The organism is Streptomyces sp. NPDC053665, from assembly GCF_055585285.1.
The window spans coordinates 1,091,096-1,117,824 of record NZ_JBVJKK010000002.1 but is presented as its reverse complement, the minus strand read 5'-3'; the positions used below and the strand labels follow the sequence as shown (position 1 = coordinate 1,117,824).

21 protein-coding genes and 1 tRNA gene are annotated in these 26,729 nt (G+C 73.3%); 20 read left to right on the top strand and 2 right to left on the bottom strand.

Annotated elements, in window-relative coordinates; all coding sequences use genetic code 11:
- The first annotated feature begins 3 nt into the window (after window positions 1–3).
- The 9 genes from ACZ6ZN_RS12590 (at window position 4) to ACZ6ZN_RS12550 (ending at window position 10,943) form a co-directional block, all read left to right on the top strand.
- The gene (locus ACZ6ZN_RS12590; protein ID WP_469645560.1) at window positions 4–906 is read left to right on the top strand and encodes a hypothetical protein; all 903 of its coding nucleotides are present in this window, start codon (window positions 4–6) and stop codon (window positions 904–906) included.
- Window positions 907–1,061: 155 nt separating this feature from the next.
- Window positions 1,062–2,447 (top strand): nitrate/nitrite transporter, encoded by a 1,386-nt coding sequence (locus ACZ6ZN_RS12585; RefSeq protein ID WP_469645559.1) that lies wholly within the window; start codon window positions 1,062–1,064, stop codon window positions 2,445–2,447.
- Between the two features lie 144 nt (window positions 2,448–2,591).
- Window positions 2,592–3,743: a uroporphyrinogen-III synthase gene (locus ACZ6ZN_RS12580; RefSeq protein ID WP_451877816.1), complete on the top strand. Its 1,152-nt coding sequence runs from the start codon at window positions 2,592–2,594 to the stop codon at window positions 3,741–3,743.
- A gap of 159 nt (window positions 3,744–3,902) precedes the next feature.
- Window positions 3,903–4,496, top strand: coding sequence for a CGNR zinc finger domain-containing protein (locus tag ACZ6ZN_RS12575; RefSeq protein ID WP_398109997.1), 594 nt, complete (start codon window positions 3,903–3,905; stop codon window positions 4,494–4,496).
- Between the two features lie 353 nt (window positions 4,497–4,849).
- Window positions 4,850–5,371, top strand: coding sequence for a sigma-70 family RNA polymerase sigma factor (locus ACZ6ZN_RS12570; protein WP_010039908.1), 522 nt, complete (start codon window positions 4,850–4,852; stop codon window positions 5,369–5,371).
- Window positions 5,371–6,201 (top strand): anti-sigma factor family protein, encoded by an 831-nt coding sequence (locus ACZ6ZN_RS12565; RefSeq protein WP_469645555.1) that lies wholly within the window; start codon window positions 5,371–5,373, stop codon window positions 6,199–6,201. Before ACZ6ZN_RS12570 ends, ACZ6ZN_RS12565 begins: the two co-directional genes overlap by 1 nt.
- 60 nt (window positions 6,202–6,261) lie before the next feature.
- Window positions 6,262–8,547 carry a HelD family protein gene (locus tag ACZ6ZN_RS12560; protein ID WP_469645552.1) on the top strand — a complete coding sequence of 762 codons (2,286 nt, stop codon included), beginning with the start codon at window positions 6,262–6,264 and terminating at the stop codon, window positions 8,545–8,547.
- Between the two features lie 331 nt (window positions 8,548–8,878).
- Window positions 8,879–10,312, top strand: coding sequence for an NAD-dependent malic enzyme (locus ACZ6ZN_RS12555; RefSeq protein ID WP_398110000.1), 1,434 nt, complete (start codon window positions 8,879–8,881; stop codon window positions 10,310–10,312).
- A gap of 349 nt (window positions 10,313–10,661) precedes the next feature.
- Complete coding sequence (locus ACZ6ZN_RS12550; RefSeq protein ID WP_003990598.1) at window positions 10,662–10,943, top strand: HU family DNA-binding protein; 282 nt, start codon at window positions 10,662–10,664, stop codon at window positions 10,941–10,943.
- Window positions 10,944–11,109: 166 nt separating this feature from the next.
- On the opposite strand, the gene murA is transcribed toward ACZ6ZN_RS12550, so the two are convergent.
- Complete coding sequence (murA, locus tag ACZ6ZN_RS12545) at window positions 11,110–12,450, bottom strand: UDP-N-acetylglucosamine 1-carboxyvinyltransferase (protein WP_398110001.1); 1,341 nt, start codon at window positions 12,448–12,450, stop codon at window positions 11,110–11,112.
- 252 nt (window positions 12,451–12,702) lie between these two features.
- Between murA and ACZ6ZN_RS12540 the strand changes: the two genes are divergently transcribed.
- The 11 genes from ACZ6ZN_RS12540 to ACZ6ZN_RS12490 all read left to right on the top strand — a co-directional run bounded on the left by ACZ6ZN_RS12540 (window position 12,703) and on the right by ACZ6ZN_RS12490 (window position 26,587).
- A complete protein-coding gene (locus ACZ6ZN_RS12540) occupies window positions 12,703–13,275 on the top strand; it encodes a YqgE/AlgH family protein (RefSeq protein WP_469645548.1) in 573 nt (190 codons plus the stop codon).
- 29 nt (window positions 13,276–13,304) lie between these two features.
- Entirely contained in the window at window positions 13,305–13,589 is a 285-nt protein-coding gene (locus ACZ6ZN_RS12535) for a DUF3039 domain-containing protein (RefSeq protein ID WP_369196426.1), read from the top strand.
- Between the two features lie 211 nt (window positions 13,590–13,800).
- Window positions 13,801–15,099: an extracellular solute-binding protein gene (locus ACZ6ZN_RS12530; RefSeq protein WP_469645545.1), complete on the top strand. Its 1,299-nt coding sequence runs from the start codon at window positions 13,801–13,803 to the stop codon at window positions 15,097–15,099.
- A gap of 5 nt (window positions 15,100–15,104) precedes the next feature.
- Entirely contained in the window at window positions 15,105–16,208 is a 1,104-nt protein-coding gene (locus tag ACZ6ZN_RS12525; protein WP_469645542.1) for a carbohydrate ABC transporter permease, read from the top strand.
- Window positions 16,205–17,050: a carbohydrate ABC transporter permease gene (locus ACZ6ZN_RS12520; protein ID WP_469645539.1), complete on the top strand. Its 846-nt coding sequence runs from the start codon at window positions 16,205–16,207 to the stop codon at window positions 17,048–17,050. Before ACZ6ZN_RS12525 ends, ACZ6ZN_RS12520 begins: the two co-directional genes overlap by 4 nt.
- Window position 17,051: 1 nt before the next feature.
- Complete coding sequence (locus ACZ6ZN_RS12515) at window positions 17,052–18,674, top strand: beta-N-acetylhexosaminidase (protein WP_469645536.1); 1,623 nt, start codon at window positions 17,052–17,054, stop codon at window positions 18,672–18,674.
- A gap of 259 nt (window positions 18,675–18,933) precedes the next feature.
- Entirely contained in the window at window positions 18,934–19,827 is an 894-nt protein-coding gene (locus tag ACZ6ZN_RS12510) for an FAD binding domain-containing protein (RefSeq protein WP_398110006.1), read from the top strand.
- Entirely contained in the window at window positions 19,824–22,208 is a 2,385-nt protein-coding gene (locus ACZ6ZN_RS12505) for a 2Fe-2S iron-sulfur cluster-binding protein (protein WP_469645533.1), read from the top strand. The genes ACZ6ZN_RS12510 and ACZ6ZN_RS12505 overlap by 4 nt, the downstream gene beginning before the upstream one ends.
- The gene (locus ACZ6ZN_RS12500) at window positions 22,205–24,514 is read left to right on the top strand and encodes a xanthine dehydrogenase family protein molybdopterin-binding subunit (RefSeq protein ID WP_451877806.1); all 2,310 of its coding nucleotides are present in this window, start codon (window positions 22,205–22,207) and stop codon (window positions 24,512–24,514) included. Before ACZ6ZN_RS12505 ends, ACZ6ZN_RS12500 begins: the two co-directional genes overlap by 4 nt.
- Before the next feature lie 309 nt (window positions 24,515–24,823).
- A complete protein-coding gene (locus ACZ6ZN_RS12495) occupies window positions 24,824–25,870 on the top strand; it encodes an SUKH-4 family immunity protein (protein ID WP_469645529.1) in 1,047 nt (348 codons plus the stop codon).
- A gap of 219 nt (window positions 25,871–26,089) precedes the next feature.
- Window positions 26,090–26,587 carry a DUF6083 domain-containing protein gene (locus ACZ6ZN_RS12490; protein WP_451877804.1) on the top strand — a complete coding sequence of 166 codons (498 nt, stop codon included), beginning with the start codon at window positions 26,090–26,092 and terminating at the stop codon, window positions 26,585–26,587.
- A gap of 25 nt (window positions 26,588–26,612) precedes the next feature.
- Here ACZ6ZN_RS12490 and ACZ6ZN_RS12485 read toward each other — a convergent pair.
- Window positions 26,613–26,684 (bottom strand) — tRNA-Cys (locus tag ACZ6ZN_RS12485).
- Between the last annotated feature and the right edge of the window lie 45 nt (window positions 26,685–26,729).

Below are 26,729 nucleotides of genomic sequence, written 5' to 3'. Positions count from 1 at the left end.
GGGATGAGCAGGCGGCAGACACAGAAGATGCTGCGGTTGCTGGCGAGCGAGGAACCGGTCCAGCTCACCAGCCCCCTGGCCTCCGTGAAGAAGCTCGCCCGACTGGCCTTCGTGGCCCAGCAGTTCGGCTACGAGTACGCCGACGTCCGGCAGGGCAGCGGCCGCAACGGCGCTCTCACCATGCTGCTCCTGCCCGACCACGCCCCGCAGGCCCGGGCCCGGGCCGGGCAGAACTGGGCGCAGTACCCGAACGCCGCGGACGGCGTCTCCCTGCCGCCGCTCGTGCCGGACGCGGTCGAACTCCTCAAGGCCCGGATCAACTTCGACCTCACCGGCAAGCACGCCGAGAAGCGCATGGGCTACGGCGCCCTGGGCGCCACCCTCGGCTGCGCGATCCTCGGCTTCCGGTTCGGCGGCGAGTCCGCCGACTTCGTCCTGGCCGGTGCCATCTGGCTGCTGCTCATGGTGGTCTTCGGCGTCGGCCTGGTGGTGACGCGCAAGCGCAACGCCAGGTTCGCGGCCCGGCTGCGGGCGGCCGGGTTCGTGCCGGTGCACGACGAGACCGGACGGCTGCGGTACCTGCCGCCGGGTGCGCAACCGCCCGGCCAGGGCAACCCTTTCGCGGCCGGCCCGCATCCGCGGCACGCCCCGGGGCCGTTCCCCCAGCAGTCCGCCCCCGGGTCGTACGGGCAGCAGGCCCCCTCCGCGTACGCCCAGCCCGCCCCGGGTCTCCACGCCGGTCAGCCCGCCCCCGGACCGTACGCCGGTCAGCCCGCCCCGGGCCCGTACGCCCAGCCCGTCCCGGGCCCGTACGCCGCCCAGCCGTACCAGCAGCAGCCCCCGCAGCAGGTCCCGCCTCAGCCTCCCCTCCAGCAGAACCCGTACTGGCAGCCGCCGCAGCAGTGAGCCGGGACGCGGGGCACCTCTCATCCCGCCCCCGCGCGGGGTGAGAGCAACGTTCCCTGCCGGTCACCGGGTGCCACAGACAGGAAACGCGTCCTCCCTACCTTCGGGACCAGTCACTCGAGCACGAGCGAGCCCCGGAGCACAGTGGAGGCGTCATGACAGGCCCTGGCACGGCACCCGCACCCCCGAACAGGGGCGGCCGCTGGATCCGGCACTGGGATCCGGAGAACGAGACGTTCTGGAAGGAGACGGGGGAGAAGGTCGCCCGCCGCAACCTCCTCCTCTCGGTGCTCTCCGAGCACATCGGCTTCTCGGTCTGGACCCTGTGGTCCGTGCTGGTGCTGTTCATGGGCCCGGAGTACGGACTGACCCCGGCGGACAAGTTCCTGCTGACCTCGATGGTCACCCTGGTCGGCGCCGTCGTCCGCGTCCCCTACACCTTCGCCGTCGCCCTCTTCGGCGGACGGAACTGGACGATCGTCTCCGCGGCCCTGCTGCTGATCCCGACCGTCGCCGCGTTCACGGTGATGGAACCGGGCACGTCCTTCACCACGTTCCTGCTCGTCGGTCTGCTCGCGGGGATCGGCGGCGGCAACTTCGCGTCCTCCATGACCAACATCAACGCCTTCTTCCCGCTGCGGAAGAAGGGCTGGGCGCTCGGGCTGAACGCGGGCGGCGGCAACATCGGCGTGCCGGTGGCACAGCTGATCGCGCTGGGCATCATCGGCGCCGGCGGCGGCCCGCGGGTGCTGCTCGGCATCTACATCCCGCTGATCGTCCTGGCCGCCGTCCTGGCCGCGCTGTTCATGGACAACCTGGAGCACGTCAGGAACGACACCGGCGCCGCCCGGGACGCCGCCCGGGACGGCCACACCTGGATCATGTCCGTCCTGTACATCGGCACGTTCGGCTCCTTCATCGGCTACAGCTTCGCCTTCGGGCAGGTCCTGACAAACCAGTTCGGCCGCACTCCGTTGCAGGCCGCCTACGTCACCTTCCTCGGGCCGCTGCTCGGGTCCCTGATCCGGCCCGTGGGCGGGCGGCTCGCGGACCGGTTCGGCGGGGCCCGGATCAGCCTGTACAACTACGTCGCGATGGCCGCCGCCACGGCGGTCCTCGTCGGGGCCTCCATGGCGAAGTCGCTCGCGCTGTTCACCGGGGCGTTCGTGGTGCTGTTCGTGCTCAGCGGGCTCGGCAACGGCTCGACGTTCAAGATGATCCCGGGCATCTTCCAGAACAAGGCGCTGGCCCAGGGGCTGACCGGCGAGGAGGCGGCGGCGTACGGGCGGCGGCTGTCCGGGGCGTCGATGGGGCTGATCGGCGCGGTCGGCGCACTCGGCGGCGTCGGCATCAACCTCGCCTTCCGCCAGTCCTTCCTCTCCTACGGCTCCGGCACCGGCGCGTTCGTCGCCTTCCTGGCCTTCTACGCCGTCTGCTTCCTGATCACCTGGGCCGTATACCTTCGCCGCCCGGCTCCCCGGGTACCCGTCACCGCGGCCTCCCCGGAGGCGAAGCCGCAGCTCAGCTACGCGGACGTGTGAGGCGCCGACCCGGACGACGACGGGATCGGTAACACTGACGACATCACGCCGAACCGGGCCTGTCACGAGCCGTTGACAGGCTCGACCGGCACGCAGGTACGCCGTACCGACGCAAGTCGACGACTCGAGTGCGGGACGAGAGCCATGTACGAGGAAGAACAGCGACCGGACCACGGGCCCCTGGCGGGATTCACCGTCGGCGTGACGGCCGCGCGCCGGGCCGACGAGCTCGGGACGCTGCTGCGGCGTCGCGGTGCCGCCGTCGTGCACGCCCCGGCCCTGCGGATCGTGCCGCTCGCCGACGACAGCGAACTGCTGGACGCGACCAAGGACATCGTCCGGCAGCCGCCCGACATCGCCGTCGCCACGACCGCGATCGGCTTCCGCGGCTGGGTGGAGGCGGCGGACGGCTGGGGTCTGGGCGAGGACCTGCTCGCCCGGCTGGGCGGCGTGCGGATCCTGGCGCGCGGCCCGAAGGTCAAGGGCGCGGTGCGGGCGGCCGGGCTGACCGAGGAGTGGTCACCCGCGTCGGAGTCCATGGCCGAGGTGCTGGACCGGCTGCTGGAGGAGGGCGTCGACGGCCTGCGCATCGCCGTCCAGCTGCACGGCGAGCCGCTGCCCGGGTTCGTGGAGGCGCTGCGGGAGGGCGGGGCCGAGGTCGTCGGCGTGCCGGTCTACCGCTGGATGCCGCCGGAGGACATCGCGCCGGTGGACCGCCTCCTGGACGCGGCCGTGACCCGGGCCCTGGACGCCGTGACGTTCACCAGCGCCCCGGCCGCGGCCTCCCTGCTGTCGCGGGCGGAGGAACGCGGACTGCTGACCGAGGTCCTCGCGGCCCTGGGCCACGACGTCCTGCCCGCCTGCGTCGGACCGGTCACGGCCCTGCCGTTGCAGGCCCGCGGCATCGACACGGTCCAGCCCGAGCGGTTCCGGCTCGGTCCGCTGGTGCAGCTGCTGTGCCAGGAACTCCCCGGGCGGGCGCGCTCGTTGCCCGTCGCCGGGCACCGGGTGGAGATCCGCGGGCACGCCGTCGTGGTCGACGGCGACCTCCGGCCCGTACCGCCCGCCGGCATGTCCCTGCTGCGCGCCCTGGCCCGCCGTCCCGGCTGGGTCGTGTCCCGCTCCGACCTGCTGCGCGCACTGCCCGGCTCCGGCCGCGACGAACACGCGGTGGAGACGGCCATGGCCCGCCTGCGCACCGCCCTCGGCACGCCGAAGCTGATCCAGACGGTGGTCAAGCGCGGCTACCGCCTGGCCCTGGACCCGGCGGCGGACACGAAGTACGCGGACGGGTGAGGGCCCGGGCTCCCCGTGCGTGCGGGCAGCCCGGGCCACGGGCCGGACGCCGCCCGAGCCGGAGGTCTTTCCGGCGCGGTCCGGGGCAGGCACTGTAGGAGGGACCGGTTCCCCGGCCCTCTCACTGGCGTCTCACCGACCCTAGGCGGTGACAGGCACATGGCACTGGGTACGGCCGCGGCCCCTTACGAGCTGCGCTTCGACGCCGGGCGGATCTGCCTCGATCTGCTCGCCACCACACACCCGGACGAACGGCTGCACTCCGTGGACGTCCTGCGCGCCTGGGTCACCGGCTCCGGCCTCGTCCCGGCCGGCACCCCGCTGGACCACGCCGACTCCACCTGGCCCCCGGCCTTCCGTGAACTGCGCGACCAGATCGACCGGCTGGTCCGCGGCCGCCCCGGCTCGGGCGTCAGCACGTACGACTTCGCGCTCGCCCGCGTCAACGACCTGGCCCGCACCGCGCCCCCGGCCCCGCGTGCGGTGCGCGACCCGGAGGACGGGCTCGTCCGGCGGCTGGAGGCGCCGCCCGGCTGCGCCGCCCTGCTCGCGGTGGTGGCCCGGGACGCCGTCGACCTGCTGACCGATCCGGCCGCCCGCGCGGCGCTGCGCCAGTGCGAGGGGGACAACTGCCCCATCGTGTACCTCGACACGTCACGGGGGCGGCGCAGGCGGTGGTGCTCCAGCGAGATCTGCGGCAACCGCGAGCGCGTCGCCCGGCACCGCCGGCGCGCGGCACTGGCCCGCCCCTGAAACGGAATTGAGTGGTCCGTGCACTCAATTCCCGCGCCCCAAATGCCACTTCTGCGCATGCGGAGCCGAAGTGATTCGGGACACATACCGTTTACCTACGCTTCCGTAGGGATAAGCGGGGCCGATCTTGTCCGTGTGGTGGAAATGTAAAGAACGAGGGGTGGGAATGTGCGCCCATGTCCCCCTCCGTCACGACACCCGGAAGAAAACTGTCACCTCTCTTTGAACACCCAACGCCTCCTCTGCGTACGGCTTGTCGAGCGACCGACTGGGGGAACCCCCGGACATCGGAGGTGGGCGTGCGCAAGGATTCCGTCGTGGCCAATGAACGAGCACCGAGGGCCCGACATCGCATGTCCCAGCCCTCGGAACCCGACGAGGAGCTGATGCGTGCGCTCTACCGCGAACACGCCGGACCCCTGCTGGCCTACGTCCTGCGCCTGGTCGCCGGAGACCGGCAGCGCGCCGAGGACGTGGTGCAGGAGACGCTCATCCGTGCCTGGAAGAACGCCGGTCAGCTCAATCGGGCGACCGGTTCGGTACGCCCCTGGCTGGTGACGGTCGCCCGGCGCATCGTCATCGACGGCCACCGCAGCCGGCAGGCCCGGCCGCAGGAGGTCGACCCGTCGCCGCTGGAGGTCATCCCCGCGGAGGACGAGATCGACAAGGCGCTGTGGCTGATGACTCTGTCGGACGCACTCGACGACCTGACCCCCGCCCACCGGGAGGTGCTCGTCGAGACGTACTTCAAGGGGCGTACCGTCAACGAGGCGGCCGAGACCCTGGGCATACCCAGCGGCACGGTCCGCTCCAGGGTGTTCTACGCCCTGCGTTCGATGAAGCTGGCACTGGAGGAGCGGGGGGTGACGGCGTGATGAGTGTTTACGGGGGTAACCAAGGGTTCGGTACGGGAGGCATGGGTATGTCTGGCCCCATGCAGGAATCTCCGGTGCCGAACGAGCACGAGACCGTGGGCGCGTACGCCCTCGGCATCCTCGACGACGCCGAAGCAACCGCTTTCGAGGCTCATCTCGCCACCTGCGAGTGGTGCGCCCAGCAGCTCGACGAGCTGGCCGGCATGGAACCGATGCTCGCCGCCCTCGCCGACCTGCCCGGCTCCGGGAGCACCCCCGCGATCGGCGACTCGCTGTCCGCCAAGCCCCGCCCGCGCGTGGTGGAGAAGCTGGTCGACGAGGTCGCCGAGCGCCGCGCCCGCAAGCGCCGGCGCAGCTTCTACATGGTGGCCGCGGCCGGTGCGCTGATCGTCGGCGGTCCCTTCGTCGCGGTCGCGACCAGCGGCGGTGACGGCGGAGGCGGCGCGGAGAACCGCCCGCTCGCGGCGAGCCCCGCCAAGGCGGCCTTCGACGGCATCTCCGACAAGATCACGGCCACCGACCCGACCACCAAGGTCACCGCGACGGTCGCCCTCCAGAAGAAGGACTGGGGCACCGGGACGGTCACGGAGCTGAAGAACGTCAAGGGCCCGCTCAAGTGCGCCCTGGTCGCCGTCGGCAAGAACGGCGAGCGGGAGACGCTGGCCTCCTGGTCCGTGCCGGAGTGGGGCTACGGCCTGCCCGACGCCTCGACCGAGAAGGCCAAGCAGCCCCTGTACGTCCAGGGCGGTGCCGCCTTCCAGCCGAACGACATCGACCACTTCGAGGTCGTGACCTTCGACGGCAAGCGCCTCGTCGAGGTGGACGCGTAGCATTGCCGGGTCCCCCTGGCGTACGGTGGACGGCTGCCCAGCACGTCAGAAGGGGACCCGGTGGCCGCTCAGGCTCAGCAGGAATCCGCGCTCGACTCCCTCAGAGACAGGGAGATCGACGTCGAACAGCAACACCTGGACCGGGTGTACCGGCGCCTCGAGGAGAAGATCCACGAGGCGGAGTTCCTCATGCACGACGCCGCCCGGCGCGGCCAGGTCGGCACACCCGGCGCCCTGGCCGAGCGGGACGCACAGGTCTTCCGCGCCGGCATCCATCTCAACCGGCTCAACAACGAGTTCGAGGACTTCCTCTTCGGCCGCATCGACCTGCTGCGCGGCAAGGACGGCAAGAAGGGCCCCGACGGCGCCTACACCGCCGTCGAGCCCGCCGACGGAGCGGTCCGCGAGGACGGCACCGCCGACATCGCCGAGACCCTGCACATCGGCCGCATCGGCGTCCTCGACGCCGACTACGCCCCGCTGGTCATCGACTGGCGCGCCCCGGCCGCCGCCCCCTTCTACCGCTCGACGCCCGTGGACCCGGGCCGGGTCGTGCGCCGCCGGGTCATCCGCTCCAAGGGCCGCAGGGTCCTCGGCGTCGAGGACGACCTGATGCGCCCCGAACTGACGGCGCGCCTGGACGGCGAGGAGCTGTCCGTCATCGGCGACGGCGCCCTGATGGCCGCGCTCGGCCAGGCCCGCAGCCACACCATGCGCGACATCGTCGCCTCCATCCAGGCCGAGCAGGACCTGGTCATCCGCGCCCCCGCCGCCTCCGTGACCTACGTGGAGGGCGGCCCCGGCACCGGCAAGACCGCCGTCGCGCTGCACCGCGCGGCCTACCTCCTCTACCAGGACCGGCGCCGCTACGCGGGCGGCATCCTCATCGTCTCGCCCACCCCGCTGCTCGTCGCCTACACCGAGGGCGTGCTGCCCTCCCTCGGCGAGGAGGGCCAGGTCGCCATCCGGGCCATCGGCTCCCTGGTCGAGGGCGCCGAGGCGACGCTCTACGACTCCCCGGCCGTGGCCCGCGCCAAGGGCTCCTCGCGCATGCTCAAGGTCCTGCGCAAGGCCGCCCGCGGCGCCCTGGAGCTCGGCGACTGCCCGGACCGGCTGCGCGTGGTCGCCTTCGGCCGCCGCCTGGAGCTGGAGGCCGGGGAGCTCGCGGACATCCGCCGGGCCGCCCTGGGCGGCACCGCCCCCGTGAACCTGCTGCGTCCCCGCGCCCGCAAGCTGCTGCTCGACGCGCTGTGGGAGCGCTCCGGCGCGGCCGGCCGGCACACCGACCCCGAGCTCGCCGCCGAGCTGCGCTCCTCCTTCGACGAGGACATCACCTCCGAGGACGCCTTCCTCGCCTTCCTCGACGCCTGGTGGCCGGAGCTGACCCCGGCGGCCGTGCTGGACGCCATGGCCGACGAGCGGCGTCTCGGCCGCTGGGCCCGGCGGATCCTCAACCCCGGCGAGGTCCGCAAGGTCGCCCGCTCCCTCAGGCGCGAGGGCCGGTCCGTGCACGACATCGCCCTGCTCGACGAGCTCCAGGCGATCCTCGGCGCCCCCGCCCGCCCCCGCAGGCGACGCGAACTGGACCCGCTGGACCAGCTCACCGGCCTGGAGGAGCTGATGCCGGTGCGCGAGGAGTCGCAGCGCGAGCGCGCCGAGCGCCTCGCGCAGGAGCGCACCGAGTACGCCCACGTCATCGTCGACGAGGCGCAGGACCTCACGCCGATGCAGTGGCGCATGGTGGGCCGCCGCGGCCGGCACGCCACCTGGACGGTCGTCGGCGACCCGGCCCAGTCCTCCTGGTCCGACCCCGACGAGGCCGCCGAGGCCCGCGACGAGGCGCTCGGCAGCCGCCCGCGCCGCCGTTTCGAGCTCACCGTCAACTACCGCAACCCGGCCGAGATCGCCGAGCTGGCCGCGAAGGTCCTGGCCCTCGCCATGCCCGGCTCCGTCTCCCCGAGGGCGGTGCGCTCCACCGGCGTCGAACCGCGCTTCGCGCTCGCCGGTCCCGCCCTCGGCGACACGGTCCGCGCCGAGGCCGCGCGGCTGCTGGAGCGGGTCGACGGCACGGTCGGCGTGGTCGTGGCGATGAACCGCCGCGAGGAGGCCCGCCGCTGGCTGGCCGGACTCGGCGACCGGGTGGTGGCGCTCGGCAGCCTGGAGGCCAAGGGCCTGGAGTACGACGCGACGGTCGTGGTCTCCCCGGCGGAGATCGCCGACGAGTCCCCGGCCGGCCTGCGCGTGCTGTACGTCGCACTGACCCGTGCCACCCAGCAGCTCACGGTCGTCTCGGCCGAACGGGACGAGCCCGACGCGGCCGGAACCCCGGATCTGCTCCGGGACTGAGCGGGGTTACCCATGTATCCGCGAAATGAACTCCCGAGACGGAATGGCCTTACGGGATCTGTTTGTTAGCCTGGACGTGGCACCGGCTCGATCCAAGCCCCCGGGCCCAACCTTCGTCGCTACGAGCGACCACTTGCCGCGAGGCGAGCATGGCGGGTCGGTGCCACTGACGAGAGAAAGAGACCCACGTCCACGTGACGTGGGTCTCTTTCTGCCTGCCGATTCCGCGAACAAAACGTTCGCAATACGGCCCGGCTACCCGCTACTCAGCGGTAGGTGCGACGATCGGACGGCACAAAACAGCGTCAGGTGAAAGCAGAGGAAGTCGGCCATGGCAACGGCGCCCAGCGTCTCCTACTCGATGACGGTCCGGCTGGAGGTGCCCGCGAGCGGAACGGCCGTCTCGCAGCTCACCACCGCCGTGGAGTCCTCCGGAGGCTCGGTGACCGGCCTCGACGTCACCGCTTCCGGCCACGAGAAGCTCCGGATCGACGTCACCATCGCGGCGTCCTCCACGTCCCACGCGGACGAGATCGTGGAGGAGCTGCGCGGCATCGAGGGCGTCACGCTCGGCAAGGTCTCCGACCGGACCTTCCTCATGCACCTCGGCGGCAAGATCGAGATGGCGTCCAAGCACCCCATCCGCAACCGCGACGACCTGTCCATGGTCTACACCCCCGGTGTGGCCCGCGTCTGCATGGCGATCGCCGAGAACCCCGAGGACGCCCGCCGCCTCACCATCAAGCGCAACTCCGTTGCGGTCGTGACGGACGGCTCGGCCGTGCTGGGCCTGGGCAACATCGGCCCCAAGGCCGCACTGCCCGTCATGGAGGGCAAGGCCGCCCTCTTCAAGCGGTTCGCCGGCATCGACGCCTGGCCGATCTGCCTCGACACGCAGGACACCGACGCCATCGTCGAGATCGTCAAGGCCATCGCCCCGGGCTTCGCGGGCATCAACCTGGAGGACATCTCGGCGCCCCGCTGCTTCGAGATCGAGGCCCGGCTGCGCGAGGCCCTCGACATCCCCGTCTTCCACGACGACCAGCACGGCACCGCGATCGTCGTCCTCGCCGCGCTGACCAACGCCCTGCGTGTCACCGGCAAGGCGATCGAGAACATCCGCGTCGTCATGTCCGGCGCGGGCGCCGCCGGTACGGCCATCCTGAAGCTGCTGCTCGCCGCGGGCGTCAAGAACGCCGTCGTGGCGGACATCCACGGCGTGGTGCACGCGGGCCGCGAGGACCTGGTGGACGCCGCCCCGGACTCGGCGCTGCGCTGGATCGCCGACAACACCAACCCCGAGGGCCTCACGGGCACGCTCAAGGAGGCCGTGCGCGGCGCGGACGTCTTCATCGGCGTCTCCGCCCCGAACGTCCTGGACGGCGCCGACGTGGCCGCCATGGCCGAAGGGGCCATCGTGTTCGCGCTCGCGAACCCGGACCCGGAGGTCGACCCGGCGATCGCCCGCCAGACGGCCGCCGTCGTCGCCACGGGGCGCTCCGACTTCCCGAACCAGATCAACAACGTGCTGGTCTTCCCGGGCGTCTTCCGCGGCCTGCTGGACGCGCAGTCCCGCACCGTCAACACGGAGATGATGCTCGCCGCCGCGAAGGCCCTGGCCGACGTGGTGACCGAGGACGAGCTGAACCCGAACTACATCATTCCGAGCGTCTTCAACGACAAGGTCGCCGGCGCGGTCGCCGGGGCCGTGCGCGAGGCCGCCAAGGCCGTGGGCGCGACGGCGGGCAGCACGTCCGGCGTTTGACGGAGCGCCGCCGGGGTACTCCTCGGTGCGCTGTCGCGGTCCGGGGGCGGGGCGCCCCCGGACTGTGAGTAACCCCACGGCCGCCGGGAGCGCGGCGCGTCGCACGATCCCCGTCAGCGGCGGAGTTATCGTGGCGCCAGGCTCAGGCCCTCTTTTCGTGTGACTCCCAAGGGTGTTCCCACGACTCCTGCGGGTGCCGGATTGGCTTTCCCGCCGCAGGTAGAGGCAGGATGCGTCTCTGGGCGCGAGGGTCTGACGACGGACCCGGGTCCGGGGACTCATGGAGGACCCTGGCAGCATCGGCTTCGATCTGACGCCTCAACGGCAAGATGAACACGGGAGTAACAACATGAACCGCAGTGAGCTGGTGGCCGCGCTGGCCGACCGCGCCGAGGTGACCCGCAAGGACGCCGACGCCGTGCTGGCCGCGTTCGCCGACGTCGTCGGCGACATCGTCTCCAAGGGCGACGAGAAGGTCACCATCCCCGGCTTCCTGACCTTCGAGCGCACCCACCGTGCCGCTCGCACCGCCCGCAACCCGCAGACCGGCGAGCCCATCCAGATCCCCGCCGGCTACAGCGTGAAGGTCTCCGCGGGCTCGAAGCTCAAGGAAGCGGCCAAGGGCAAGTAGGCGTTCCGTCGCGAGCGCCGTGGGCGACTGCGGGCCGGCCGTGGCCGGTCGCGCAGTTCCCGCGCCCCCTGAGGGCACGGGCCCACCGAGAGCCGCATGACAACGCCGAGGGGCGGTCACCTGGACTCCAGGTGACCGCCCCTCGGCGTTGCGGCGGTCGTGGGACCTAGCCGAGCGCCTTGCCCGGCAGCTCGACCTTCGCGCCCAGCTCGACGAGCTTCTCCATGAAGTTCTCGTAGCCGCGGTTGATCAGGCCGATGCCGTGGACCCGGGAGGTGCCCTGGGCCGCGAGGGCCGCGATGAGGTACGAGAAACCGCCGCGCAGGTCGGGGATGACCAGGTCGGCGCCCTGCAGCCTGGTCGGGCCGGAGACGACCGCCGAGTGCAGGAAGTTGCGCTGGCCGAAGCGGCAGTCCGAGCCGCCCAGGCACTCGCGGTAGAGCTGGATGTGCGCGCCCATCTGGTTCAGCGCGGACGTGAAGCCGAGGCGGGACTCGTAGACCGTCTCGTGGATGATGGACAGGCCCGTGGCCTGGGTCAGCGCGACCACCAGCGGCTGCTGCCAGTCGGTCTGGAAGCCCGGGTGGACGTCCGTCTCCAGCGCGATGGACTTGAGCTGCCCGCCGGGGTGCCAGAAGCGGATGCCCTCGTCGTCGATCTCGAAGGCGCCACCCACCTTCCGGTAGGTGTTCAGGAACGTCATCATCGAGCGCTGCTGCGCGCCGCGGACGTAGATGTTGCCCTCGGTCGCCAGGGCCGCCGACGCCCAGGACGCGGCCTCCAGGCGGTCCGGCAGGGCGCGGTGGTTGTAGCCGCCGAGCTGGTCCACACCGGTGATGCGGATCGTCCGGTCGGTGTCCATCGCGATGATGGCGCCCATCTTCTGCAGGACGCAGATGAGGTCCTCGATCTCCGGCTCGACGGCCGCGTTCGAGAGCTCGGTGACGCCCTCGGCGAGGACGGCCGTCAGCAGCACCTGCTCGGTCGCGCCGACGGACGGGTAGGGCAGCTGGATCTTGGTGCCGCGCAGCCGCCGCGGAGCCTCCAGGTACTGGCCGTCCGCCCGCTTCTCGATCTTCGCGCCGAACTGCCGCAGCACCTCGAAGTGGAAGTCGATGGGCCGGCCGCCGATGTCGCAGCCGCCGAGGCCCGGGATGAAGGCGTGGCCGAGGCGGTGCAGCAGCGGACCGCAGAACAGGATCGGGATACGGCTCGAACCGGCGTGGGCATCGATGTCGGCGACGTTGGCGCTCTCCACGCGCGTCGGGTCCATCACCAGTTCGCCGGGCTCCTCACCCGGACGGACCGTCACACCGTGCAGCTGCAGCAGACCCCGAACCACCCGCACGTCGCGGATGTCCGGGACATTGCGCAGCCGGCTCGGAGCGCTGCCCAGCAGCGCTGCGACCATGGCCTTCGGTACGAGATTCTTCGCACCGCGGACACGGATCTCGCCCTCCAGCGGGGTTCCGCCGTGGACAAGCAGGACATCGTCGTTGACGGTCATGAATCTCGCGTTCCATGGAGTCGGGCAGGGGCCAGGAGGGAAAGGGTAATCGCCCTTGACCCCCCTTCTGTAAGCCCGAGGAGGACCCAGCCGCGTCATAGGTCTGTCACAACACGAACCGTTCCGTGCCGACCACACCTGGTCACGATCACATCCGTGCGCGCGGGGTGCACCGGTGCGCCCTGAGCTGCGCTGCCTCCCGGTGCCGCATTGCCTCCCCACGGAAAGGCAAGATGCGGGATCATGTCTGGCATGACCGAGGTGTCCTCGCTCACAGGGCGGTTGCTCGTGGCCACCCCCGCCCTGGCGGACCCGAACTTCGACCGTGCGGTGGTGCTGCTCCTCGACCACGACGAGGAGGGCTCCCTCGGCGTCGTCCTCAACCGCCCCACCCCGGTGGACGTGGGCGACATCCTGGACGGCTGGGGGGACCTCGCGGTCGAGCCCGGGGTCGTCTTCCAGGGCGGCCCGGTGTCCCTGGACTCGGCGCTCGGGGTCGCCGTCGTCCCGGGCGGCGCCTCCGGCGAGGCCGCCCCGCTCGGGTGGCGCCGGGTGCACGGCGCGATCGGGCTGGTCGACCTGGAGGCGCCGCCCGAACTGCTGGCCTCGGCGCTCGGCTCCCTGCGGATCTTCGCCGGGTATGCCGGCTGGGGCCCGGGCCAGCTGGAGGACGAGCTGGGCGAGGGGGCCTGGTACGTGGTCGAGTCGGAGCCCGGCGACGTCTCCAGCCCGTCCCCCGAGCGGCTGTGGCGCGAGGTGCTGCGGCGCCAGCGCAGCGACCTGGCGATGGTGGCCACGTACCCGGACGACCCTTCGCTCAACTGATGCGTGTGACCTTCAGTACCCTTGGGCCTATGAGCACTCTCGAGCCCGAGCGCGGGACTGGTACGGGGACCCTCGTAGAGCCGACGCCGCAGACCTCCTCCGGTGACGGTGACCACGAGCGCTTCGCCCACTACGTCCAGAAGGACAAGATCATGGCGAGCGCGCTCGACGGCACCCCCGTCGTGGCGCTGTGCGGCAAGGTCTGGGTGCCGGGCCGCGATCCGAAGAAGTACCCGGTGTGCCCCATGTGCAAGGAGATCTACGAGTCCATGGGCTCCGGCGGTGGCGACGACAAGGGCAAGGGCGACAAGTAGTCCCGCTCTTCCCGGCCTCAGGCCCCCAGGGTGCGTTTTGCGCGCCCTGGGGGCCTTTGTGCTGACCGGGCGTTGCACGGGGTGCGTCCGCCGGTCACAGAGTGGTTGAGACCTCTTGTGGGCGTGTTCATGAAGTCCCTAGCCTCCGTGGTGTTGTGCACAGCGAAACCATCATTGCGCATGTTGCAACACTCCCGCGGAGGAGCACTCCATGAAGCTGTCCGTCCGTATCGCCGGTCTCACCGCGCTCGTCGCCCTCGCGGCCGCTGCCTGCGCGCCCCAGACCTCAGACAACGCCTCCTCCGACAAGGACGAGAAGAGCGGCACGCTGCGTGTGTGGCTCTTCCAGGAGGTCGGCAACGCCCCCAAGGAGAAGGTCGTCGACGCGCTCGTCGCCGACTTCGAGAAGAAGCACGAGGGCACGCAGGTCGACGTGGAGTACATCCCCGTCGAGACCCGCGCCCAGCGCGTCAAGGCCGCCTTCAACGACCCGTCCTCCGCGCCCGACGTGATGGAGTTCGGCAACACCGACACGGCCGGCTACGTGAAGGACGGCGGACTCCTCGACGTCACCGGGGAGTTCGGCGCGTGGGCCGAGACCAAGGACACCGACCCCACCGCGAAGCAGTCCGTCACGGTGGACGGCAAGATCTACGGCGCCCCCCTCTACGTCGGCGTACGCGCCCTGTACTACCGCACGGACGTCTTCGGCGAACTCGGCCTGGAGCCGCCGACCTCGATGGCCGAACTGGCCACCACCGCCCGCGCAATCCGCGCCGCGAAACCCCGGCTGTACGGCCTGGCCGTCGGCGGCGCCTACACCTACGGCGCGATGCCCTTCGTCTGGGCCCACGGCGGTGAACTCGCCACCGGCAAGGCCGGTTCGTACGCCTCCGGCATCGACAGTGCCGCGGCGCGCAAGGGCATCAAGGCGTACACGTCCCTGTTCGGCGACGACAACTGCCCGGCGGCCAAGTGCGCGGGCATGGGCGGCAACGACACGGTCACCGCGTTCGCCGCGGGCAAGGCGGGCATGGCCATCGGCGGCGACTTCAGCCACGCCGCCGTCGAGGCGGGCAAGGTCAAGGGCAAGTACGCCGTCGTCCCGCTGCCCGGGGTGGAGCCGGGCTCGATCGCCCCGGCCTTCGCGGGCGGCAACAACATCGGTGTCCTGAAGAGCACCTCCCACCGCACGCTCGCCGTCGACCTGATGAAGCGGCTCGCCGGCAAGAAGACCCAGACCGAACTCTTCGACGCGATGGGCTTCCTGCCCACCTTCACGGACGTCCGCCGGCGGGCCGCCGCCGAGGAGCCCTTCGTCAAGCCGTTCGTGCGGACCCTCTCGGCCGGCACCAGGTTCGTGCCCGCCTCGCCCGCCTGGGCGCAGATCGACTCCTCGCTCGTCCTGCCGACGATGTTCCAGGAGGTCGTCAGCGGCAGGAAGGACGTGGCCAAGGCCTCCGCCGACGCCGCGAAGAAGATGAACACCGCGTTCGGCTCCGCGGGGTGAGCCGCATGGACGACCGCACGGAAACGGCGGAGCCCGGCAGCACGAACCCGCCGAGCGGGCCCGCAGGTGTGGTGGGCGGGGTCGCCGGGGTGCGGCGGCAGCCCGGCGTGGCGCGACCCGGGGCCGCCCTCGGCTCCGGGCAGGCACCCCCGGGCGTGCCCGCCGCCCGCAAGGCCGGCGGCCCGCCCGGACGGCCCGGCGCGCACCGCGGCGGGGCCGGTGGCACCGGGCGGGTCTCCGGCGGCTGGACCCCGTGGCTCTACCTCGCGCCCGCGCTCGTCGTACTGGGCGGGCTGCTGGTCTACCCGATCTACCAACTCGGCCTGATCTCCGTCTTCGAGTACACCCAGGCACAGGTCAGCGGCGGGGAGCCGGCCACCTTCCAGGGCCTCGGGAACTACACCGAGCTGTTCGGCGACCCGCAGTTCTGGCAGGTGCTGCTCGCCACCGTGCTGTTCGCGGCGGCCTGCGTCGTCTCCACCCTCGCCGTCGGCTGCGCCCTCGCCGTGCTCCTCACCCGGGTGCGGGCCGTGCCCCGGCTCGCGCTGATGCTGGCCGCCATGGGCGCCTGGGCGACCCCGGCCGTGACCGGCTCCACGGTCTGGCTGTTCCTGTTCGACCCGGACTTCGGCCCGGTGAACCGGCTGCTGGGCCTCGGCGACCACTCCTGGACCTACGGCCGCCTCAGCGCCTTCTTCCTGGTGCTGCTCGAAGTGGTGTGGTGCTCCTTCCCGTTCGTGATGGTGACCGTCTACGCGGGCATCCGCGCGGTCCCCGGCGAGGTGCTGGAGGCCGCCTCCCTGGACGGGGCCTCGCAGTGGCGCATCTGGCGGTCCGTGCTCGCCCCGATGCTGCGCCCGATCCTGGTCGTCGTCACCATCCAGTCGGTCATCTGGGACTTCAAGGTCTTCACCCAGATCTACGTCATGACGGGCGGGGGAGGCATCGCCGGCCAGAACCTCGTCCTCAACGTCTACGCCTACCAGCAGGCGTTCGCGTCCTCGCAGTACGGCCTCGGCTCCGCGATCGGGGTCGTGATGCTGCTGATCCTGCTCGCCGTCACGCTCGTGTACCTGCGGCTGCTGCGCCGGCAGGGGGAGGAACTGTGAACCGTGCACGCGCCCTGGTGCGCCGGCCCGGACGGCTGGCCGCCGAGGCCTCGGCCCTGCTGATCGCCGTCGTCGTCGCGTTCCCGCTGTACTGGATGGTGCTCAGCGCCTTCAAACCGGCCGGGGAGATCGAGTCGAGCGAGCCCCGGCCCTGGACCCTCGCGCCCTCCGCGGACTCCTTCCGCAGGGTCCTCGGGCAGCAGGAATTCGGCCGCTACTTCCTCAACAGCCTGCTCGTCGCGGTCTGCGTGGTGCTGGCCTCAGCGCTCATCGCCTTCCTCGCCGCGACCGCCGTGACGCGCTTCCGGTTCCGGATGCGCACCACGTTGCTGATCATGTTCCTGGTGGCGCAGATGGTGCCCGTGGAGGCCCTCACCATCCCCCTGTTCTTCCTCATGCGGGACGCCGGCCAGCTCAACACCCTCGGGGCGCTGATCCTGCCGCACATCGCCTTCTCGCTGCCCTTCGCGATCTGGATGCTGCGCGGGTTCGTGAAGGCCGTCCCCGAGGCGCTGGAGGAGGCCGCGTACCTCGACGGCGCGAGCCGGGCGCGGTTCCTCTGGCAGATCCTCTTCCCGCTCGTCCTGCCCGGCCTCGTGGCCACCAGCGTGTTCTCGTTCATCTCCGCGTGGAACGACTTCCTCTTCGCCAAGTCGTTCATCATCAGCGACACGTCGCAGTCGACCCTGCCGATGGCCCTGCTGGTGTTCTACAAGCCCGACGATCCCGACTGGGGCGGTGTCATGGCCGCCTCCACGGTGATGACGATCCCCGTGCTGGTCTTCTTCGTACTCGTACAGCGGCGCCTGGTCTCCGGACTGGGCGGCGCGGTGAAGGACTGACATGAGCGACCTGATCCCGGCCCCCCGCGCCCTCACCCCGGGTGGCGGCGAGGTGCGGCTGACGCCGGACTCCCGCCTGCACGCCGAAGCGCCCGTCGAGGGCGTCGCACGCCTGCTGGGCGGCGCCCTCCGGCAGGCCACCGGCCTGCCGCTGCGCGAGGGGGACGGCACCGCGGCGACCGGCGACGACATCCGGCTGCGGCTGCGGTCCGGGCTCGGCCCCGAGGAGTACCGCCTCGTCAGCGACGGCGACGGCGTCCTCGTCGAGGGCGGCGGCCCGGCCGGTGTCCTCTGGGGCGCCCAGACGCTGCGTCAGCTCCTCGGCCCCGACGCCTACCGCCGGGCCCCCGTCGACCGCGACCGCGTCTGGGCCGTCCCGCACGTGACGGTCGAGGACGCGCCGCGCTTCGCCTGGCGCGGCCTGATGCTCGACGTCGCCCGGCACTTCCTGCCCAAGGAAGGCGTCCTGCGCTACCTCGACCTGATGGCGGCGCACAAACTCAACGTCTTCCACTTCCATCTGACGGACGACCAGGGCTGGCGCGTCGAGATCCGGCGCCACCCGCGGCTCACCGAGGTCGGCTCCTGGCGGGCGCGCACCAAAACCGGCCACCGGGCCTCGCCGCTGTGGGAGGACAAGCCGCACGGCGGCTACTACACCCAGGACGACATCCGCGAGATCGTCGCCTACGCCGCCGAGCGGCACATCACCGTCGTCCCCGAGATCGACGTGCCCGGACACTCCCAGGCGGCCATCGCCGCCTATCCGGAGCTGGGCAACACCGACGTCGTCGACACCGCCGCCCTCTCCGTCTGGGACACCTGGGGCGTCAACCCGAACGTACTCGCCCCCACCGACACCACCCTGCGCTTCTACGAGGGCGTCCTCGAGGAGGTGCTGGAGCTGTTCCCCTCGCGGTTCGTCCACATCGGCGGCGACGAGTGCCCCAAGGAGCAGTGGCGGCGCTCGGCCACCGCCCAGGCGCGCATCAGGGACCTCGGGCTCGCGGACGAGGACGCGCTCCAGTCCTGGTTCGTCGGGCACTTCGACGCGTGGCTCACCGCGCGCGGGCGGCGGCTGATCGGCTGGGACGAGATCCTGCAGGGCGGCCTGGCGAAGGGCGCGGCCGTGTCCTCCTGGCGGGGCTACGCCGGGGGCATCGCCGCCGCCCGCGCGGGCCACGACGTCGTCATGTGCCCCGAGCAGCAGGTGTATCTGGACCACCGTCAGGACCCGGGCCCCGAGGAGCCGGTACCGATCGGGTGGGTGCGCACCCTCGAGGACGTCTACCGGTTCGAGCCCGTTCCCCCGGAGCTGACGCCCGAGGAGGCCCGGCACGTGCTGGGCACCCAGGCCAACCTGTGGACGGAGGTGATGGAGGACCAGGGACGCGTCGACTACCAGGCGTTCCCCCGGCTCGCGGCCTTCGCCGAGGTCGCCTGGAGTGACCTGCCGGCCCCGGCGGAACGGGACTTCGCCGCCTTCGACCGCCGGATGGCCGCCCACTACCGGCGGCTGGACGCCCTGGGCGTCGCCTACCGGCCGCCCTCCGGTCCGCTGCCCTGGCAGCGGCGCCCCGGGGTGCTCGGCCGTCCGGCCGACGGCCCTCCGCCGAACCGGTAACAGCCCGTCACGGCGACCGAACAGGTCGAACAGGCCCCGGAAAAAGCGCACAAGGGTCACCGAAAGTGCCAATCGTCACGCACTGGCGAACCTGTGCGAAAACGGACCATGTCGCCGGTGAGGTGGGCGAATGCCTCCTACTGGACCCGTGTCTTCGGCGCTCGCCAAGATGTGCCAGAGTTGCCACGTCCGCCCTGTCAGCACGTACCGTACGGCAGCACAGGTGGGACCAGTGGGGCAGCGGGAAGGGGCAGCCGGTTTGACCACGCACGCACCGCAGGCGGCGCAGGCCGTCACGCTGCCCACGACGCTGGACGAGGCCGTGGCGGCGCTCACCGCCGTGCCCGCAGCCGTGCCCGTGGCCGGCGGCACCGACCTGATGGCCGCCGTCAACTCCGGGCAGCTCAGGCCCGCCGCGCTCGTGGGCCTCGGCCGGATCAGCGAGATCCGCGGCTGGCAGTACCTGGACGGCCACGCGCTGCTCGGCGCGGGCCTCACGCACGCGCGCATGGGCCGCCCCGACTTCGCGGCGCTCATCCCGGCGCTCGCCGCCGCCGCGCGCGCCGCCGGACCGCCGCACATCCGCAACGCGGGCACCCTCGGCGGCAACATCGCCTCGGCCGCCCCCACGGGCGACGCCCTGCCGGTGCTGGCCGCCCTGGAGGCGACCCTGATCATCGCGGGCCCGGCCGGCGCCCGCCGGGAGATCCCCGTCTCCCACCTGCTCGCCGGGGTGGACATGCTGCGCGCCGGTGAACTCATCGGCTACGTGCGCGTGCCGCTGCTGCACGCCCCCCAGGTCTTCCTGAAGGCCACCGGCCGCACCGGCCCGGGCCGCGCGGTCGCGTCGGTGGCCGTGGTCCTGGACCCCGCGCGCCGGGGCGTGCGCTGCGCGGTGGGTGCCATAGCGCCGATGCCGCTGCGGCCCCTGGAGGCCGAGCAGTGGGTCGGCTCCCTCATCGACTGGGACAACAACCGCGCACTCGTCCCGGAGGCCCTGAACGCCTTCGGGGAGTACGTCGCCGCGGCCTGCATCCCCGACGCGGCCCCGGGCGAGGACGGTTCCGTGCCGCAGCTCCCGCCCGCCGTACTGCACCTGCGGCGCACCGTCGCCGCGCTGGCCCGACGAGCACTGGGGAGGGCGCTGTCGTGAGCGACGACCGGCACGGAGAGGGCACGCCCCGCGGCGGAGGCCGCTGGGACCCGCTGCCCCAGGGCGAGTACGACGACGGCGCCACTGCCTTCGTCGAGCTCCCCGAGGGGGGCGTCGACGCCCTGCTGGCCGCCGACAGCCCGCTCGCCGCGCCCGGCCACGGGTACGTGCCGCCGCAGATAACGGTCAGCCCCGCGACGACGGCCGGCACCGACCCGGCGGCCACCGGCAGCTGGCCGGTGCCGGGCGCGCCCGCCGACGGGGCGCAGTGGCACGAGCCCCACGCGGCCCACGGGCAGCAGGGCCACGACGTACCGGAGCCGCCCTACGGCCCCGACCCGTCCTACGGCACGCAGACGCCCTACGGGTCCCCGGCGCCGTACGCCTCCGCGGCGCCCTACGACCCCGGCGCGGGACAGCACGGCACCGGGCAGCACGGCGACGACCGGTTCACCTACGAGCCGGGAAGCACCGGCCAGTGGGCCTACGAGGAGCCCGGCACGGACGGGCCGGCGCCCGGCCACGACGTGACCGGGCAATGGTCCATCCCCGTCGCCCAGGGCGACCTGCCGGACGAATCGGGCGAGTTCACGACCTCCTCGCTGGTCGAGCAGTGGGGAGCCGAACCGCCGGCGACCCTGCCGGGCGGCGCGCCCGCCCCCTGGGCGACCCAGGCCGCGGGACAGCCGTGGGGACAGCAGGCCCTGGCCGGACCGGGACAGCCGGGAGCGGACCACGGCACCGCGCCGGAGCACGGCGTCGCGCCGGACCACACCCCGGAAGAGCGGCCCGACGCGAACCTGCCGGGACCGGCGGGGCATCGCGGGGACGACGGCGGCCACGCGGACCCCTCCGGTGGCACCCACGGCGATCACGCGGGCGCGCGCGGAGGCCACGCGCGGCTGCCGCAGGACCTTGCCGCGCCGCACGGGACGCACACTGCCCCGGACGAGGACCTCACCGGCTCCCCGGACCCGCACGCGGCCCTCCACGGAGGTCGCACGGCTCCCGTGGAGCACCGGGACAGCGGCGCCGCCGCGCCCCACGGGACGCAGACCGCCGAGGACGGGCACGGGCACCCCGGCGACCCGCACGGCCCCTCCGGGTACGCGCCGCGGACCCGGGACGCCGGGCACGCCGACGGCACCGGCCACGCGCCGGACGAGCCGGGCGCCGAAGCCCCGGGCCCCGGGCACGGGCCCGGGCCCGCAGGGCAGCCGTCCGGTCCCGACGGCCACGGCACGGACGCGGCGGCCCACGGGCCGTCCGGACCGCACGCCCACGCGCCGGACGACGCCGCACCCGGGACATTTCCCGATGCCGATGCCGATGCCGATGCCGATGCCAGTGCCGCTGCCCATGTCGCTGCCGAGACCGGGACGGCCGGGCAGGATCGGCCCGGTCACTCCCCCGAGACGTCGGACGGCCCCGGCCCGGCCCCGGACCCGGAGAGCCCGCAGGACGCCGAGGGGCCCCAGGGCGCCCAGGAGGCCGCGGAGCGCGCTCCCGGCACCGCGGAACCCCCCGCCCGCGCCGAGGACGCCTCGGAGGCCCCCGAGAGCGCCGACGGCACCGCGGAGCCGGCCGCCGGAGACTCTCCCGCGCAGGACGGCGCACCCGACCCCGCCGGGGACGGCGCCCCGGACGGCCCGGCCCCCGAAGAGGCCGGCCCCACGGAAGCGCACGAGCCCGGTACGCCGGGCGAGTCCGCCACCGCCCCGCAGGAGGAACACCCCCTCGCCTCGTTCGTCCTGCGTGTCAACGGCGCCGACCGCCCCGTCACCGAGGCCTGGATCGGCGAGTCCCTGCTGTACGTGCTGCGCGAGCGGCTCGGACTCGCGGGTGCCAAGGACGGCTGCTCGCAGGGCGAGTGCGGGGCGTGCAACGTCCAGGTGGACGGGCGTCTCGTCGCCTCCTGCCTGGTCCCCGCCGTGACCGCCGCCGGCAGCGAGGTCCGCACCGTCGAGGGGCTGGCCGAGGACGGGCAGCCGTCGGACGTGCAGCGGGCGCTCGCGCGCTGCGGCGCCGTGCAGTGCGGCTTCTGCATCCCCGGCATGGCGATGACCGTGCACGACCTGCTGGAGGGCAACCCGGCCCCGACCGAGCTGGAGACCCGCCAGGCGCTGTGCGGCAACCTGTGCCGCTGCTCCGGCTACCGGGGCGTGGTGGAGGCCGTCAAGGAGGTCGTCGCCGAACGCGAGGCGCTCGCCGCGCCCGCCGAGGCGGACGGCGACCAGGCCCGCATCCCGCACCAGGCCGGCCCCGGCGCCGGTGGCGTGAACGCCTCCGCCTTCGGAGCGCCCCCGCAACCGCACGCGCCCGGACCGCACCCCTCGGAACCGCACGACCAGCCCTACGGTCAGGACGGAGGCCCCGCGTGAGCAACGAAGCAGGCACCGCGCAGGCCGCGGAGGCGCCCCCCGCCCCCGAGCCCCTGCCGCACGGCCTGGGCGCCTCCCTCCCGGCCGCCGACGCCCGCGCCAAGACCGAGGGCACCTTCCCGTACGCCGCCGACCTGTGGGCCGAGGGCCTGCTGTGGGCGGCCGTGCTGCGCTCACCGCACCCGCACGCGCGCATCGTGTCCGTCGACACCACCCACGCGCGCGAGATGCCCGGCGTGCGCGCCGTCGTCACCCACGAGGACGTCCCCGGCAGGCCGCTGCACGGCCGCGGCACGGCCGACCGCCCGGTCTTCGCCTCCGAGGTGGTGCGCCACCACGGCGAGCCCATCGCCGCCGTCGCCGCCGACCACCCCGACACCGCGCGCATGGCGGCCGCCGCCGTCATCGTCGAGTACGAGGTGCTCGACCCGGTCACCGACCCGGAGCAGGCCTTCGAGGCCGAGCCGCTGCACCCCGACGGCAACCTGATCCGGCACATCCCGCTGCACCACGGCGACCCCGAGGCGGCCGGCGAGGTCGTCGTCGAGGGCCTGTACCGCATCGGCCGCCAGGACCCGGCCCCCATCGGCGCCGAGGCGGGCCTGGCCGTACCGCGCCCGGACGGCGGTGTGGAGTTGTACCTGGCCTCCACCGACCCGCACGCCGACCGCGACGCGGCCGCCGCCGCGTTCGGCCTGGAACCCGAGCGCGTCAAGGTCGTCGTCACCGGCGTCCCCGGCGCCACGGCCGACCGCGAGGACCGCGGCTTCCAGCTCCCGCTCGGCCTGCTCGCGCTGCGCACCGGCTGCCCGGTGAAGCTCACCGCCACGCGCGAGGAGTCCTTCCTCGGGCACACCCACCGCCACCCCACGCTCCTGCGCTACCGCCACCACGCCGACGGCGAGGGCCGGCTCGTCAAGGTCGAGGCGCAGATCCTCCTCGACGCGGGCGCCTACGCCGACACCTCCGCCGACGCCCTGGCCGCCGCGGTCGCCTTCGCCTGCGGCCCGTACGTCGTGCCGAACGCCTTCATCGAGGGCTGGGCCGTCCGCACGAACAACCCCCCGTCCGGGCATGTGCGCGGCGAGGGCGCCATGCAGGTCTGCGCCGCCTACGAGGCGCAGATGGACAAGATCGCCAAGAAGCTGGGCCTCGACCCGGCCGAGGTGCGCCTGCGCAACGCCCTGGCCACCGGCGACGTCCTGCCCACCGGCCAGACGGTCACCTGCCCGGCCCCGGTCGCCGAACTCCTCCAGGCCGTGCGGGACTTCCCGCTGCCGGCGCTGCCCAAGGACACCCCCGAGGACGAGTGGCTGCTGCCCGGCGGCCCCGAGGGCGCGGGCGAACCGGGCGCCGTGCGCCGGGGCGTGGGCTACGGCGTGGGCATGGTGCACATGCTCGGCGCGGAGGGCGCGGACGAGGTCTCCACGGCGACCGTGAAGGTCCACGACGGCGTGGCGACGGTGCTGTGCGCCGCCGTCGAGACGGGGCAGGGCTTCACCACCCTGGCCCGGCAGATCGTCCAGGAGACCCTCGGCGTCGACGAGGTGCACGTGGCGCCCGTCGACACCGACCAGCCCCCGGCGGGCGCGGGCTGCCGCGGCCGGCACACCTGGGTGTCGGGCGGGGCGGTGGAGCGCGCGGCCAAGATGGTCCGCACCCAGCTCCTCCAGCCGCTCGCCCACAAGTTCGGCATGTCGACGGAGCTGCTGCAGATCACCGACGGCAAGATCACCTCGTACGACGGTGTGCTGTCCACGACCGTCACCGAGGCGCTGGACGGCAAGGAACTGTGGGCCACCGCCCAGTGCCGCCCGCACCCCACCGAGCCGCTGAACGAGGCCGGGCAGGGCGACGCGTTCGTCGGCATGGCCTTCTGCGCGATCCGCGCGGTGGTCGACGTCGACATCGAGATCGGCTCCGTACGGGTCGTCGAACTGGCCGTCGCCCAGGACGTGGGCCGGGTCCTCAACCCCGCGCAGCTTGCCGCCCGGATCGAGGCGGGCGTCACCCAGGGCGTGGGCATCGCGCTCACCGAGAACCTGCGCACCCCCCGCGGCCTGATCCGCCACCCCGACCTGACCGGGTACGCCCTGCCCACGGCACTGGACGCGCCCGACATCCGCATCGTCCGGCTGGTCGAGGAGCGGGACGTGGTGGCGCCGTTCGGCGCGAAGGCGGTCAGCGCGGTGCCGGTGGTGGCGTCCCCGGCCGCCGTCGCCTCCGCCGTGCGCGCAGCGACCGGCCGCCCGGTCAACCGCCTGCCGATCCGCCCGCAGGCCGCGGTGGTCACGGACCGCACCTGAGTCCGCCGGCACCCCCGGCCGTCACCCCGGGCATTCCCCGCCCCCGGCGGGACCGGTGCACCGGCCGTGCCGGCAGCCGCCGCCCCGTGATCGTGGCGGGGAGGCAACGTGCGCGGGTGTTTCGTGCGTCCTGAGAGGTGACGGGTCGTACGTGCCGCGCGCCCGGCTCGCGGGCGCGTCGCTGTTCCGGGGCGTTGTCAGTGGTGACGCGTAGTGTTCCGGTCAGTGGGGGGCGGCTGCGGGACCGGGCCGGGGCGGTTCGCCGTGCCTCCTGCGGGGGACGGCGGGCGAGCGCATGCGGGGGACATCATGAGGACGACGGACGCCGGTTCCGTGACGATCACGCTCACCGGGGCCGGAATGGATCCGTGGGTGGCGCACCCACCGGCGCGGCACTGGCTCGGCCTGGTCGCCGACCCGGCGGGGGACCTCGGCGGACTCCTGCCGCCCGGGCCGCGCGAGCACGTGCCGACAGGACGACTGCCGGTCCCCGGTGGTCCGGTGACGGAGTCCGTGCTCCCGGCCGGAGTGACGGGCGGGGCCTCCGCGCACTTCCTGCACGACCACCCCGCCCTGCCGGACAGCCGCCCCCTGGCCCCGTCGCTGCGGACGCTGGTGCGCTTCGCCGAGGCCACGGACGAACTGGCGGGTCTGCGCGCCCAGTTCGCCTCCTGCGTCGGCCGCCACGGCCCGGCGGCGGTGGCCGAGGCGTCCCGGCTCCTGCTGTCCGCCTTCCGCGACGGGGACGACGGCGCGCCTGGTCCCTTCCAGGCGATGGCGCCGCTGATCCGCCCGCTGTCCCTGACCGCCGGCCGGGACGGCCGTTCGGGGCTGTCCCTGGACCTCCCGCACCGCCTGCTGGACCAGGCGTTCGGCCCCCGTCGCGTGGTCCGCTTCGAGGACGTCGACCTCCCCGCGGCCCTCACCCACGAGCCGACCCGCCGCTTCCTGCGCGAGGTCGGCCTGCCGGAGGAGGCGCACGCCTTCTCCCTCGACACCGGCACCCCGCCGGCGACACCGGCCGAGTACCACGCCGACTGCCCGGACCCGGCCTGCCCGCCCGCCGGGGCCGCCCGCCTGATACGGCTCGGTCACCTGCCCGGCGGCCACGGCCTGCTCCTCGACGGCGGGACGGGCGCGGTCCTGCACGCGGACGGGACGCAGTCCGCGCTGCGCCCGCTGAGCACGGACGTCTCCACGCTCGCGTTCACCCTGTGGCTCCTGCACCGCGAGCGGACACCGGACGGCCGCGCGCGGCCCGAGCCGGACACCGGCGTCCAGGACCAGCTGGCCATGACGATGCTCCAGGTCCTGGCCGCGGCCGACCCCGCGAGTGGCACGGCCGGTGTGCTGTGAGGACGCCGTAGCGACCGCCCGCCCGCGCCGGGGCGCTCGCCGGGCCGGGGCGTGGACGCACGGGCCGCACGGCCGACGGAGGCGGGCGGTGCGAGCGCGGTGGTGCGGGCCGTGTGCCTCCCGCCGCCGCGAACGGCGTGCCGCTCCCTCCTGGTTGCGCCCGTTGCGCCCCGAATGCGCCCTGGTGGCTCCCCGGACACCGGCCGCACGCTCGAACCCATGGGGGATACACGCGAGTCGAGCATCATCCCGTTGCCCGGACCCGACAGTCAGCGGCAGGCGCCCTGGGGCGTGCCACGGCCGTGGGAGAGAACCGACCGGGCCCAGGCGGCGCTGGAGGGCGCCACCGGCCCGGAGCCGCCCGCACCGCCCGTCTGCCCCGCCTGCGGCCTGGTGGGCGACCGCTGCGTCACCTACTACGGCCGCCACGTCCTGCTCGAACCCGACCTGCCGGTACCCGCGCACATGGTGCCGGCCTGGCACCGCTGGTATGTCGACTCCGACGGCACGGCGTGGAACAGCCGCGAGAGCGAACCGGAACCGGGCGCGGTGTGCCGCATCCCGCACCGCATCACCTGCCCGGCCCTGCGGCTGGAGGAGGCCGGCCTGTGGCGCTGGCTGGACGCGGTGCGAGCGGAGAACGCGCGCGCCGCCCTGCGCCGGGCCGCCGTCGGCCCCGCCCCGGAACCCCCGGGAGCCCTCCCGAACGCCGGCTGACCACGCGGGCGTCCGGCAGCGAAAGAGGCCGTGGCGGGATTCGAACCCACGTAACTCGCTTTGCAGGCGAGCCCCTGAACCACTCGGGCACACGGCCGTGTTCGTACCTGGTGCAGTGAACGTAGGGGGCGGCGAGCGGGGG

What these genes read in the sequence shown, in the direction of transcription:
- ACZ6ZN_RS12590 (WP_469645560.1), top strand. Translation starts at nt 4, where the DNA reads ATGAGCAGGCGGCAGACACAGAAGATGCTGCGGTTGCTGGCGAGCGAG.
- ACZ6ZN_RS12585 (WP_469645559.1), top strand. Translation starts at nt 1,062, where the DNA reads ATGACAGGCCCTGGCACGGCACCCGCACCCCCGAACAGGGGCGGCCGC.
- ACZ6ZN_RS12580 (WP_451877816.1), top strand. Translation starts at nt 2,592, where the DNA reads ATGTACGAGGAAGAACAGCGACCGGACCACGGGCCCCTGGCGGGATTC.
- ACZ6ZN_RS12575 (WP_398109997.1), top strand. Translation starts at nt 3,903, where the DNA reads ATGGCACTGGGTACGGCCGCGGCCCCTTACGAGCTGCGCTTCGACGCC.
- ACZ6ZN_RS12570 (WP_010039908.1), top strand. Translation starts at nt 4,850, where the DNA reads ATGTCCCAGCCCTCGGAACCCGACGAGGAGCTGATGCGTGCGCTCTAC.
- ACZ6ZN_RS12565 (WP_469645555.1), top strand. Translation starts at nt 5,371, where the DNA reads ATGAGTGTTTACGGGGGTAACCAAGGGTTCGGTACGGGAGGCATGGGT.
- ACZ6ZN_RS12555 (WP_398110000.1), top strand. Translation starts at nt 8,879, where the DNA reads ATGGCAACGGCGCCCAGCGTCTCCTACTCGATGACGGTCCGGCTGGAG.
- ACZ6ZN_RS12550 (WP_003990598.1), top strand. Translation starts at nt 10,662, where the DNA reads ATGAACCGCAGTGAGCTGGTGGCCGCGCTGGCCGACCGCGCCGAGGTG.
- murA (WP_398110001.1), bottom strand. Translation starts at nt 12,450, where the DNA reads ATGACCGTCAACGACGATGTCCTGCTTGTCCACGGCGGAACCCCGCTG.
- ACZ6ZN_RS12540 (WP_469645548.1), top strand. Translation starts at nt 12,703, where the DNA reads ATGACCGAGGTGTCCTCGCTCACAGGGCGGTTGCTCGTGGCCACCCCC.
- ACZ6ZN_RS12535 (WP_369196426.1), top strand. Translation starts at nt 13,305, where the DNA reads ATGAGCACTCTCGAGCCCGAGCGCGGGACTGGTACGGGGACCCTCGTA.
- ACZ6ZN_RS12530 (WP_469645545.1), top strand. Translation starts at nt 13,801, where the DNA reads ATGAAGCTGTCCGTCCGTATCGCCGGTCTCACCGCGCTCGTCGCCCTC.
- ACZ6ZN_RS12525 (WP_469645542.1), top strand. Translation starts at nt 15,105, where the DNA reads ATGGACGACCGCACGGAAACGGCGGAGCCCGGCAGCACGAACCCGCCG.
- ACZ6ZN_RS12515 (WP_469645536.1), top strand. Translation starts at nt 17,052, where the DNA reads ATGAGCGACCTGATCCCGGCCCCCCGCGCCCTCACCCCGGGTGGCGGC.
- ACZ6ZN_RS12495 (WP_469645529.1), top strand. Translation starts at nt 24,824, where the DNA reads ATGAGGACGACGGACGCCGGTTCCGTGACGATCACGCTCACCGGGGCC.
- ACZ6ZN_RS12490 (WP_451877804.1), top strand. Translation starts at nt 26,090, where the DNA reads ATGGGGGATACACGCGAGTCGAGCATCATCCCGTTGCCCGGACCCGAC.